The organism is Streptomyces sp. SID5910, from assembly GCF_009862125.1.
Classification (GTDB): domain Bacteria; phylum Actinomycetota; class Actinomycetes; order Streptomycetales; family Streptomycetaceae; genus Streptomyces.
Window position 1 is genome coordinate 1 of sequence record NZ_WWHX01000101.1, and the last position, 11576, is coordinate 11576.

General features: G+C 73.0%; 9 protein-coding genes. 6 read left to right on the forward strand and 3 right to left on the reverse strand.

Going from position 1 to position 11576, the window contains the following annotated elements:
* Positions 1-55: 55 nt before the first annotated feature.
* Positions 56-1603 carry a DHA2 family efflux MFS transporter permease subunit gene (locus tag GTW67_RS03705; RefSeq protein ID WP_161163353.1) on the reverse strand — a complete coding sequence of 516 codons (1548 nt, stop codon included), beginning with the start codon at positions 1601-1603 and terminating at the stop codon, positions 56-58.
* A gap of 184 nt (positions 1604-1787) precedes the next feature.
* On the opposite strand from GTW67_RS03705, the gene GTW67_RS03710 reads away from it, so the two are divergent.
* From GTW67_RS03710 to GTW67_RS03720, 3 genes are all read left to right on the forward strand, one after another.
* Positions 1788-2405 carry a TetR/AcrR family transcriptional regulator gene (locus GTW67_RS03710; protein ID WP_161163354.1) on the forward strand — a complete coding sequence of 206 codons (618 nt, stop codon included), beginning with the start codon at positions 1788-1790 and terminating at the stop codon, positions 2403-2405.
* A gap of 104 nt (positions 2406-2509) precedes the next feature.
* The gene (gene rnhB, locus GTW67_RS03715; protein ID WP_161163355.1) at positions 2510-3211 is read left to right on the forward strand and encodes a ribonuclease HII; all 702 of its coding nucleotides are present in this window, start codon (positions 2510-2512) and stop codon (positions 3209-3211) included.
* A gap of 68 nt (positions 3212-3279) precedes the next feature.
* Positions 3280-3921 carry a hypothetical protein gene (locus GTW67_RS03720; RefSeq protein ID WP_161163356.1) on the forward strand — a complete coding sequence of 214 codons (642 nt, stop codon included), beginning with the start codon at positions 3280-3282 and terminating at the stop codon, positions 3919-3921.
* 511 nt (positions 3922-4432) lie between these two features.
* Here the strand turns inward: GTW67_RS03720 and GTW67_RS03725 are convergent.
* On the reverse strand, positions 4433-5047 hold the full coding sequence (locus GTW67_RS03725; protein ID WP_161163357.1) for a hypothetical protein: 615 nt from the start codon (positions 5045-5047) through the stop codon (positions 4433-4435).
* Positions 5048-5330: 283 nt separating this feature from the next.
* The gene (locus tag GTW67_RS03730; protein ID WP_161163358.1) at positions 5331-7496 is read right to left on the reverse strand and encodes a RecQ family ATP-dependent DNA helicase; all 2166 of its coding nucleotides are present in this window, start codon (positions 7494-7496) and stop codon (positions 5331-5333) included.
* 143 nt (positions 7497-7639) lie between these two features.
* On the opposite strand from GTW67_RS03730, the gene GTW67_RS03735 reads away from it, so the two are divergent.
* The 3 genes from GTW67_RS03735 to GTW67_RS03745 form a co-directional block, all read left to right on the forward strand.
* The gene (locus GTW67_RS03735) at positions 7640-9187 is read left to right on the forward strand and encodes a DUF4192 domain-containing protein (RefSeq protein ID WP_161163359.1); all 1548 of its coding nucleotides are present in this window, start codon (positions 7640-7642) and stop codon (positions 9185-9187) included.
* Positions 9188-9338: 151 nt separating this feature from the next.
* The gene (locus tag GTW67_RS03740) at positions 9339-10097 is read left to right on the forward strand and encodes an NUDIX hydrolase (protein WP_161163360.1); all 759 of its coding nucleotides are present in this window, start codon (positions 9339-9341) and stop codon (positions 10095-10097) included.
* Positions 10098-10227: 130 nt separating this feature from the next.
* Positions 10228-11576 (forward strand): ABC transporter ATP-binding protein (locus GTW67_RS03745; RefSeq protein ID WP_346010552.1); only part of this gene is annotated, 1349 nt, incomplete at its 3' end.

Genomic DNA, 11576 nt, shown 5'->3' on the forward strand with positions numbered 1-11576 from the left:
GCTGGGCGGTGGCCGGCGAGTCACCCGGCCGACAGGTGACGCCCTGGGCTCGCCGTCATCCCGCCCCGGGCCCTGCCGTGCCGGAGAGAGCCTCCAGGTCGCTCTTGCGGACCCGGATCACCAGCCATGCCGTGGCCAGGGCGAGCAAAGCCATGGCGGCAGCGGGGATGAAGGCCGCCGAGATGCCCTCGGCCAGCACCTCGTGCCCCCAGGGGGCGGGCAGTTGGTGGGTCCTGGCGAACTCCGCCTGCTGCTCGGGCGTGCTGTTGGTGAGGAAGTCCGGCAGCAGCTTGGTCGCCTCGTCCTTGCTGGCCGTGCCGAACACGGTCGTCAGGATGGCCAGACCGATCGATCCGCCCACCTGCTGCATCGCGTTGAGCAGCCCGGACGCCGCTCCGGCCTCGTGCGGGGCGACTCCGGAGACCGCGGTGAGCGTCAGCGTCACGAAGTTCAGGCCCATGCCGAAGCCGAAGATCAGCATCGGGCCGAGCACGCCGCCCACGTAGGAGCTGTCGGAGCTGATGAGGGCCTGCCAGCCCAGTCCGAGCGCCGCGAGCGCCGAGCCCACGAGCATGAACGGCTTCGGGCCGAACACGGGCAGGAAGCGCTGCGACAGACCGGCACCGATCGCGATCACGACCGTGACCGGCAGGAAGGCGAGGCCCGCCTGGATCGGGGTGTAGCCCAGCACGTTCTGCACGAACAGCACGATGTAGAAGAACATGCCGAACATCGCCGCGGCCAGGCACAGCATGATCACGTAGGTGCCGGAGCGGTTGCGGTCGGCGAACATCTTCAGGGGCGTGATCGGCTCCCTGGCCCGCGACTCGATGAGCGTGAAGGCCAGCAGCAGCACCGCCGCCGCCGCGAAGGACCCGATGGTGAGGGTGTCCCGCCAGCCCTCGTCGGCGGCGCGGATGAAGCCGTAGACGAGGGAGGCCATGCCTGCCGTCGAGGTCACCGCCCCGGCGATGTCGAAGCGTCCGGAGTGCCGTTCGGACTCGCTGATGTAGAGCGGGGCCAGCACGGCGATCAGGATGCCGATCGGGACGTTGACGAAGAGCACCCAGCGCCAGTCGAGCCACTCGGTGAGCATGCCGCCCGCCAGCAGACCGATGGCGCCGCCGCCCGCGGAGACCGCCGCGAAGACACCGAAGGCCCGGTTCCGCTCGGGTCCTTCCGGAAAGGTGGTCGTGATGAGCGCCAGTGAGGTGGGTGACGCGATCGCGCCTCCCATGCCCTGGAGCACGCGTGCCGCGAGCAACTGCCAGGGTTCCTGGGCGAAGCCGCCGAGCAGCGAGGCGAAGGTGAACAGCAGGATGCCGGTCATGAAGACGCGGCGCCGGCCGAGGATGTCGCCGGCCCGGCCGCCGAGGAGCAGCAGACCGCCGAAGGTGAGCGTGTAGGCACTGACGACCCACGTGAGGTCGGTGGTGCTGAATGCGAGTGCCTCTTGAATGTGCGGGAGCGCGATGTTCACAATCGTCGCGTCGAGTACCACCATGAGTTGGCAGGCCGCGATGACCGTCAGCGCGATGCCGGGATGTCCCTCCCGGCGGGCGGCTCCCGGCTTCCGGTCTTTGATCAAGGAAGAGGTCGTCACTATGTGTCCCCCACGAATGACTTAGTGAACGATCGCGTTCACTGTTGCGTCAACGGTAGTGACTCCCCGACAGTGAACGCAAGCGTTCACTCGCGTCGTTGTCGCGTGTCCCGTCCCCCGTCGTGGGCCGCGCGTCGCGTCTCCGTCCCCCGAAAACCGCTTCTTGCCTTCTGGAGCTCCTCGAATGGTTTCCTCGCACTGGGCCGCCCCCGCCCAGACGCCCTCCCGTCGGCGCGGTGCGGTCCTCGAACGCGCGATCCTCGATGCCGCGCTGGAGCAGCTCGGCACCGTCGGCTGGAACGGCCTGACGATGGAGGGTGTGGCCGCCGGTGCCCAGACGGGCAAGGCGGCGGTCTACCGCCGCTGGCCGTCCAAGGAGGACCTGGTCGCGGACGCCCTGCGGTCCGGGCTGCCGAGTTACGACACCGTTCCCGATCTCGGGAGCGTGCGCGACGATCTTCTGGCGCTGTGCCGCCGGGCTCGCGACGCGATGTTCTCGCGCCCCGGGTTCGCCCTGCGGGCGGTCATTCACGAATGCGACACGATGCAGGCGGAGCGCTTCCATGCCGTGATCCTCGAAGGGGTCATCGAGCCGACCATCAGGATGCTCCGTGAGGTCATCACCCGCGGAATCGAGCGGGGTGAGGTGCGCGAGGAGGCGGCCAACGGCTATGTCTTCGACGCCGTGCCGGCGATGATGATGTACCGGTCGAAGATTCGCGGCTGCGAATGGACGGACCAGGAGGTCGAGGAGATGATCGACCAGCTGATGGTCCCGCTGCTGCGTCCCGAGGGTGCCTGAATCCCGGCTTCGGGAGGTGAGCGCCCCCGGCTGAGAGCGGCCCGGCGCTGTTCGGGGAACCGGGGTGTCACCGGAGGTCCGGGGCGGCGTAGGCTAAGGGCGCCATGCCGTACGAACCACCTACTCACACCGTCGAGCGCTCACTCCGCGCCACGACCGGAGCCAAGATCATCGCCGGTGTCGACGAGGTGGGGCGCGGCGCGTGGGCCGGCCCGGTCACCGTCTGCGCGGCGATCACCGGACTGCGCCGGCCCCCGACGGGCCTCACCGACTCCAAGCTGCTCACCGTCAAGCGGCGGACCGAGCTCGCCGCGGAGCTGCGGGGCTGGGTGACGTCCTACGCGTTGGGGCACGCCTCCCCGGAGGAGATCGACGCGCTGGGGATGACCGCGGCGCTGCGACTGGCCGCGGTACGTGCCCTGGAGACCCTGCCCGTCCGTCCCGACGCCGTCATCCTCGACGGCAAGCACGACTACCTCGGGGCGCCCTGGCAGGTCCGTACGGTGATCAAGGGCGACCAGTCGTGCGTGGCGGTCGCGGCGGCCTCGGTGCTCGCCAAGGTCCAGCGCGACAAAATGATGGCCGAACTGGGCATCGACCATGCAGACTTCGCCTTCGCGGACAACGCCGGGTATCCGTCGCCCGTGCACAAGGCCGCACTGGCGGAGCGGGGTCCCACCCCGTACCACCGTTTGTCGTGGGCGTATCTTGATGCGCTGCCCCGGTGGCGGCACCTCAAGAAGGTCCGCACCTGGGTGGAGGGAAGCGTTCCGGAGATCGAGGGCCAGCTCGGCTTCGACTTCTGACGTTTCCGCTCGCAGGCATGCGCCACCCGCCGACGCGAGCCGCACCAATGTTTGATAAAAATCAGCTCATGCCTCTCATTCCCGAGGAGCCTCAGATTCACGAGAAGGCCCAGGGTCCCCGCGCCACTCCGGCCAGCGGCCGCACCGCGCCGACCCCCCGCCCCGTACCCGGTCCCCGTCCTGCGGCTCCGCCGCGCCCCGGTCGTCCCGGCCCCCTGCGGCCGACGCCTCCGGCGCAGCGCACCTCGCGCGACGTGGCCCCGGCCGTGCCCGGACCCTCGGGTCCGGCCACCCCGGCCGCTCCCGCAGCCACCGCGGCCGGCCCGCAGATCCAGCTGATCCCGGCTTCTCCCGAGGGCGCGCTCGACGCGGCCGAGGAAGCGGTGGACCTGCTTCTGGACTCGGGCCGCACCCCGGGTGAGGTGCTGGTGGTCACCACCGGCGAACCGCACCCGTGGGCCGCCCACGAACTGTCCTTCGGCGATGCCGCCTACTGGGCGCAGCACGACGCGGGCGACGACGTCTTCTACGCGGACGCCGCCGTCGCCGACCGTGCCGCGGCGCGTCCCGTGGTCGTCGTCGCGCTCAACGGCGGCCCCGAGCCCGCTGCCGTCACCGCGCTGTCGGCGGCCCACTCGCGGGCGGGCGCCCTGCTGATCGTCTGCGGTGACCCGCAGCGGATCAACTCGGTGCTGGGCGCGAGCGCCTGAGCCGTTCGCGCCCCGGCGCCGGGCCTCGGCCATGGAGGCCGGGCACGACGCCGGTGGCCGCGCCGGCACCCGGGTGGTGCACGGTGGCGGCATCGGCGTGCCTCGGCGGCTGACGCCGGCCGGGTCGCGCCGTTGCCCGTCCGCGGAGCGGGCCAAGTCTCGCCGCGGCACAGTCGGTTGGCGCGCCGTGCAGGGCCGTGCAGGACGGTATGGGCGCGGCGCGGGCGTGGTGTCGGGTGTCGGTGCGGTGTTTGCGCACGGACGGTTTCTGGCGAACGGACGGTGTCTGGCGAACGGCCGGTGCGGAACCGTGGGTTGCGGCCGCCGCGCGGCGGTCCGGGCCCCTCGTGGTGTCGGGTCTGCGGTCTGCTGTGTCAGCTCGGCGACGGCCCCCCCGGCGGCGTCGCCCTGCTGCCGCCGGGGGCCGATGGCCGGGGGCGAGGGCCGGGGGCTACCTCTTCGGAGCGGGGCTCCGGGGACGTACGGAAACGGCACGCCGGCCCTCCGTCGCTCAGCGGGCCGCCGCGCGGCGCAGGACGTCCGAGGCGACACCGCCGGTACGCGGCGGCGGAGGCGGTGCCTCCGACGTGGCGAACGGCTCCGGTGCCGACACCGCGTTGGGACGGCGCCCGCCGCGGCCCTCGCCGAGGACCTGCCATCCGTCACGGGTCAGCGTGATGTACGCCCCGCAGCGCAGCCCGTGCAACGTACAGGCGTCACGCAGCCCCCACATCCACGCGCCGTCCTCCTCCGTCCAGCGCGCGTCGCCCTCACGGCAGTAGAGCAGTACGGCGGTGCGCACCGGAGTGCGGCGCCGCAGGTCGTGCGGAATGACCCGGCGGAGCTGGGCCAGCAGCGCGTTGCGGAACATCCACCCGTCCGCCGGTGCGCGGCGGCTGGTGAACGAGGCGCTCGCGCGCAGCCGTTCGTCCGGATCGAGCACGGCCACGATCGCGGTCGCCGGCCCGGGACGGTGCCGTGAGTGCAGTCCGCTGACGACCTCCCGCGGATTGCGCAGCAGCGGGATTCCGGCCGATGCCCACTCCGCGGGTTCGAGCAGGCGGGTGGCGGCGGCGTTGGACGGCGACAGAGATGCCGCCGAGGACGAGGCGAATCCGAAGGTCACGTTCCTCCCTTCGGCTACGCGCCCACACTGCGGGCGGGGTCGGATTCGGGGGAGCGCGCACCGCAGTGAAGCCCTGCCGGGACACGGACGAGCCGTGCGGGGAGCGGACTTCAATTCTTCCTGTCGAACTGGGATGCGGCAACGAGCAATTGGGACCGTCGACCGTTATCGGATGATGCGCGTTCTATATCCCTACCCAGAGAGGCACCGGGCGACGCATGGGGCGCACCGCCCCGGGCGCCGGCGAGAGACCCTGCCCGGCCGTGCCGGCAGTGGCCGGCGGTCAGCCCTGCACGGCCAGGACCAGTGGCAACACCCCCTGGGCACCCGCGCGACGGAGCAGCCGGGCGGCGACCGCGAGGGTCCAGCCGGTCTCCGTGTAGTCGTCCACGAGGAGGACCGGGCCCTCCTGGCCGCCGAGCGTGGCGGCCAGGGCAGGAGGCACCGCGAGCATGCCGTCGAGCGCCTTGAGCCGCTGCGCGCTGTTGCTGCGGGACACCGGCGGCGCCTCCCCGGTGTACTCGACCGAGCCGAGCAGCGGCAGCCGGCCCACCTCGGCGATGCGAGCGCCGAGCGAATGGATCAGCTGAGGGTGTGAGCGCGAGGCGACCGTCACCACGCCGACGGGACGCGGCGGGGCGTCGGCGGCACCGGAGGCCCAGCCACCCGGCCCCTTCGCCCAGTCGGCCAGCACCGTCACGACGGCCTTCGCGACATCGTCCGGCACCGGCCCGTCGGGAGCGTGCGCGACCAGCATCGGGCGCAGCCTGTTGCCCCAGCCGATGTCGGAGAGCCGTCCCAAGGCCCGCCCCGGCGCCGCCTGTTCACCGGCGGGGATGCGGCCCTTCAGCTCGACGCCGATCGCGGGGAGACCGGTCGGCCACATGCGGCGCGGCTCCACCTCGACACCGGGCCGGCCCAGGTCGGCCCTGGCCGCGTCCAGGGCCGCGGTGGAGGTGTCGGCCGTGAAACGCGCGCCCGCGCAGTTGTCGCAGTGGCCGCAGGGCTTGGCGCCCTCGTCGTCCAACTGGCGCTGGAGGAACTCCATCCGGCACTCCGTCGTCGACGCGTAGTCGCGCATCGCCTGCTGCTCGGCCCTGCGCTGCCGTGCGACCCAGTCGTACCGCTCGGCGTCGTACGTCCACGGCCGTCCGGTCGCGACCCAGCCGCCCTTGACCCGCTGCACCGCGCCGTCCACGTCGAGGACCTTGAGCATGGTCTCCAGGCGGGACCGGCGCAGCTCCACCAGAGGCTCCAGAGCCGGCAGCGACAGGGGCCGCTCCGCGCGGGCGAGGACGTCGAGGGTGCGGCGCACCAGGTCCTCGGCCGGGAAGGCCAGTGAGGCGAAGTACTGCCAGATCGCCTCGTCCTCCTTGCCCGGCAGGAGCAGCACCTCGGCGTGGTCGACACCGCGTCCGGCGCGGCCGACCTGCTGGTAGTAGGCGATGGGGGAGGACGGCGAGCCGAGGTGCACCACGAAGCCCAGGTCCGGCTTGTCGAAGCCCATGCCCAGCGCGGAGGTGGCGACCAGGGCCTTGACCCGGTTGGCGAGCAGGTCGTCCTCGGCCTGCTGACGGTCGGCGTTCTCGGTCTTCCCGGTGTAGGAGGCGACGGTGTGGCCGCGCTGCCGGAGGAACGCGGTGACCTCCTCGGCGGCGGCCACCGTGAGGGTGTAGATGATCCCGGAGCCCGGCAGCTCGTGGAGGTGGTCGGCGAGCCAGGCCATCCGGTGCGCGGCGTCCGACAGCCGCAGCACGTTCAGACTGAGGCTCTCCCGGTCCAGCGGTCCGCGCAGCACCAGGGCGTCCGACGTGCCCCCGGTGCCCAGCTGCTCGGCGACGTCGGCGGTCACGCGCGCGTTGGCGGTGGCGGTCGTCGCCAGGACCGGCACGCCGGGCGGGAGGTCGGCGAGCATCGTGCGCAGCCGCCGGTAGTCCGGGCGGAAGTCGTGGCCCCAGTCGGAGATGCAGTGGGCCTCGTCCACCACGAGCAGCCCGGTGGCGGCGGCGAGCTTGGGCAGCACCTGGTCGCGGAAGTCGGGATTGTTGAGCCGCTCGGGACTCACCAGCAGGACGTCCACCTCGCCCGCGGCGATCTCGTCCTGGACGGCGCCCCACTCCTCGGTGTTGGACGAGTTGATGGTCCGGGCCCGGATGCCGGCCCGGGCCGCGGCCTCGACCTGGTTGCGCATCAGCGCGAGCAGCGGGGAGACGATCACGGTGGGGCCGCTGCCCCGGTCCCGCAGGAGCGCGGTGGCCACGAAGTAGACCGCGGACTTGCCCCATCCCGTGCGCTGGACGACCAGGGCCCGGCGCCGGTCCGCGACCAGTGCCTCGATCGCCCGCCACTGGTCCTCCCGCAGCCGGGCGGCGCCGGTGGCGTCCCCGACGAGACGGGCGAGGACCGTGTCGGCCGCTGTCCGGAGGTCCGCGTTGTTCGTGTGCTCCATGCGTTCCATACAACAGGACGGGACTGACACTCGGCGCGACGGGCGGGAGGGGTGGGGACAACGGCGGCCCGGAGTGACGTGTCCCTGATTGGAGTTATCCACAGGGCAAAGCGGAACATTGTGATCCGCGAGATCGTCGGGCCATGACGAACCACAGCGAAGCGACCGGACCCGCGGAGAACGGCGACATCACCGGGCCCGCCCCGGACCGGGCGGCACAGACCTCGTGCGAAGGACCCGGTGACGAGCCACAGGTCACCCTGCGCACACCGGCGGAACTCGCGGACGCCCTGCCCTATCTGCTCGGGTACCGCCCCGAGGACAGCATCGTCCTGGTCGCCCTGCGCGACCGGGACGGTCGGGGCCGATTCGGCGGCCGGGCCCGCCTGGGCATCCCCGCGCACAAGGAGGACTGGGCGAGCGCGGCCGGACAGCTGGTCCACGGCCTGGTGACCGGCAGCGAGCGCCGAGGTGCCCGCCCCGAGCAGATGGTCGCCTACCTCTGCCAGGAACCGTCCCCGGGCGAAACCGGCCGGCAGGTGATGGAGCGCCTGCGCCCACTGGCCCAGAAGCTGCGGGTCGAGTGCGGCACTCTCGACGTACCGGTGGTCGAGGCGCTGTGCATCTCGGACGGACGCTTCTGGTCGTACTGCTGCGACGACCAGGCATGCTGCCCCTCCGAGGGCGTTCCCATGGGACTGCCGGGCACGTCCGTGCTGGCCGCGGCGGCCACCTACGCCGGCATCCAGGTGCGCGGCTCGCTGCGTGAGCTGCGGGCCAGGCTGCTCCCGTGGGAGCACTCCGCGGCACGCGAACAGCAGGCCGCGCTGGACTCCGCCGGCACGAGGATCGTCCTCCAGCTCCTCGACGACGCCATGCGCGCGGACGTGGCCGAGGAGACGCTCGCCCTGGCCGAACGGGTCATGAGCCGCCTGGCCGACGCCCCTCCGGCGTCCGGCATGCCCGAGGAGGACCTGCGGGACGACCGGCTGCTCGGACACGACGAGGCCGCGACGCTGATCCTCGGCCTCCAGGACCGCACGACGCGCGACCGCGCGGCGGCGTGGATGGAGGGTGACGAGGCAGCCCCCGCGCTGCGCCTGTGGCGGGCACTCGCCCGCCGCTGCGTCGGGCCCTACGGCGAGCACGCGGCCGCGCCCCTCACGCTCGCCGGGTGGGTCGCCTGGTCCGTCGGCGACGAGCTGGAAGCCCGGGAAGCCCTGGCCATGGCCCTGGGTGCGGACCCGGACTACCTCTTCGCCCGGCTCCTGCACCAGGCCTGCAACGAGGGCCTCGACCCCGAGTCGGTCCGCCGCTGCCTGCGCACCGAGCGCACCGAGCGCGCCGACAGCGGGCGAGCGGAGGCCGGCGCGGCGGACGGAGGTGCGGCGGACTCCAGTGCGGCGGAGGATGGTCGTCCCCCGGAGCAGGGCGGGGCGGAGGGCAGCCGTCGGCGCCGGACGCGCTCCGGCGCCGGGGCCGACGGGAGCGCCCGGCGCCGGGTGAGGGCGCAGAACCGCGAGCCGGGGGCGAAGGTGGTACGTCCCCGCAATCCGGTGGACGGCACACGCCCCGGCACCACGCGGCCGAGCCGTACGCGCCCTCGGGCCTCGGGCAAAAAGGCGACGGGCGGACGGGGCACCCGCCCGGGAGACACCTGCTCGGGCAAGCCCGCGAGGGGAGGGGAGTAGGGGGTGCGACCGGCGCTGTGACCTGGCTCGACGGGGCCCGCACGGGACGGGGCCGCAGACACCGGCGCGGGCGCCGCACCGGAGTGGATCAGTCATCGAAGCGGCTGGTGAAGGGAGTGTTTATCGTCAGGCAGACGACTATGATCGCCGCATGCCCTACGACCCGTCAGCCTTTCCGCCCTTCGCCGTCACCGTGGACCTGGTCGTGCTGACCGTGCGCCGCCACTCCCTGTGCGCGCTGGCGGTGCGCCGGGGCGAGCCGCCGTTCCAGGGACGCTGGGCCCTGCCCGGCGGTTTCGTACGGGCCGACGAGGACCTGGCGCAGGCGGCGGCACGGGAGCTGGCCGAGGAGACGGGACTGCGCGTCCACGACCCCGCCGCGCCCGCCCAGGACAACGGCGCCCACCTGGAGCAGCTCGCGACGTACGGCGATCCGAAGCGCGACCCCCGGATGCGTGTGGTCAGCGTCGCCCACCTCGCGCTCGCCCCCGACCTGCCCGCGCCCCGGGCGGGCGGCGACGCCAGCAACGCGCGCTGGGCGCCCGTCGAGGAACTGCTGGAACAGGGCGGCTACGGGCATGACGGCGAGCCGGTGGCGCCGCTCGCCTTCGACCACGCCCAGATCCTGGCGGACGGGGTGGAGCGGGCCCGCTCCAAGATCGAGTACTCGTCGCTGGCCACCGCCTTCTGCCCGCCCGAGTTCACCGTCGGCGAGTTGCGTCGCGTCTACGAGGCGGTGTGGAGCGTGGCCCTCGACCCGCGCAACTTCCACCGCAAGGTGACGGGCACCCCCGGCTTCCTCGTCCCCACGGGCGGGACGACCACCCGCCAGGGCGGACGTCCCGCCCAGCTCTTCCGGGCCGGCGGCGCGACCCTCCTCAACCCGCCGATGCTGCGCCCCGAGGTGTGACGCCGGGGCCCGGGCGACCAGACGTGTCCGGCTGTGAGCGGCCGGCGACGGCCCGCCTGACCGCCCCTGTTACACCCGAAAAGCCGCACGATGCCCGAAAAGCAGAGTTTTGCGCGCTATCTTGCTGCGGGTGATCCAGGCCTTCGGATTGACCAGCAACCCCCGCAAGGAGCACCCGCCCGCCGTCGACGACGTCTCCTTCGAGGCGCGCGCGGGCCGCGTCACCGCACTGCTCGGAGCCCCGGGCGCGGGCAAGACGACGGCGCTCAGACTCATGCTCGAACTCCAACGCGGCCGTGGCATCACCTACTTCAGAGGCCGCCCCCTGCACCGCATCGCCCACCCCTCCCGCGAAGTCGGCGTGCTGCTGGGCGATGTGCCCGGGCACCCGGCCCGCACCGTCCGCGGCCATCTGCGGATGCTGTGCGCGGCTGCCGGTGTCCCCGTCCGGCGAAGCGACGAAGTGCTGGAGACGGTGGGCCTCGTCAGTCTGCGCGACGAACCCCTCGGCACCCTGGCGCGCGGCATGGACCGGCGCCTCGGAATGGCCTGCGCGCTGCTGGCCGATCCGCACACCCTGGTGCTCGACGATCCGGCCGGCGCGCTCTCCGTTCGCGAGGCCCGCTGGCTGCACGGTGCCCTGCGCGCTCACGCGGCGCAGGGCGGCACCGTCCTGTTCAGCACGTCCGACCCCAAGGAAGCGGCGCGCGTCGCCGACCACGTCGTCACGCTGGAGAAGGGCAGAGTCGTCGCCGACCAGGAGGCCGCGGACTTCTCCCGGACCCGCCTGCGCCCCCGCGTCTCCGTGCGCACCCCGCACGCGGCCCGTCTCGCCGCTCTCCTGGTCAAGGAGGCGCGCACGGGCCGCCGTTCCGTCGAGGTCGTGCAGGAGAGCGGCAACCGCCTCGCCGTGTACGGCAGTACGTGCGCCGACATCGGCGAGACGGTCTACCGTCACGGCATCCTCGTACATCAACTGGCCGACGAGGTAGGTGACATGGGACCGGGGTCGGGGGCGGAAGGGGCGCATCCGGGACCTCGGCGTCGGGACGCCGAGGAGGATCCCTCCCCGGAGCCCCGTCAGCCGACGGGGCCGGTCCCTTCCGCCACCGACGCAGGTCCATCAGCCACTGACCTGGGCCCTGCCGCCACCAGCACCGATCCGTCGACCGCCGACGCGACCTCCACCACAGACACCTCGGCCGACGACGCGGCCCCCTCGGACGCCTGCCGCTCGCCCGCCGACCTCCAGCACGTGCCCGCAGAGGCGGCCGGCCCCTGCCGTATCCCCAGCCCGGCCGGTGCTCAGCGGTCGGCCGCACCCAGGTCCGCCACCACCGCCGAGACCAGGCAGCCGGCATCGGACGACTCCCGTGCCGAGCCCGTACGGACTGCTCCCGCCCCGCGAGGGACACCGCACCCGCGTGCCACGCTCACCCCCGCTACGGCGGCTTCCGGTCGATCCCTTTCCCCCCTCCC

Excerpts from the sequence above, each read along its gene's own strand:
- GTW67_RS03740 (WP_161163360.1), top strand. The coding sequence starts at position 9,339 with ATGCCCTACGACCCGTCAGCCTTTCCGCCCTTCGCCGTCACCGTGGAC.
- GTW67_RS03720 (WP_161163356.1), top strand. The coding sequence starts at position 3,280 with ATGCCTCTCATTCCCGAGGAGCCTCAGATTCACGAGAAGGCCCAGGGT.
- GTW67_RS03730 (WP_161163358.1), bottom strand. The coding sequence starts at position 7,496 with ATGGAGCACACGAACAACGCGGACCTCCGGACAGCGGCCGACACGGTC.
- GTW67_RS03735 (WP_161163359.1), top strand. The coding sequence starts at position 7,640 with ATGACGAACCACAGCGAAGCGACCGGACCCGCGGAGAACGGCGACATC.
- rnhB (WP_161163355.1), top strand. The coding sequence starts at position 2,510 with ATGCCGTACGAACCACCTACTCACACCGTCGAGCGCTCACTCCGCGCC.
- GTW67_RS03710 (WP_161163354.1), top strand. The coding sequence starts at position 1,788 with ATGGTTTCCTCGCACTGGGCCGCCCCCGCCCAGACGCCCTCCCGTCGG.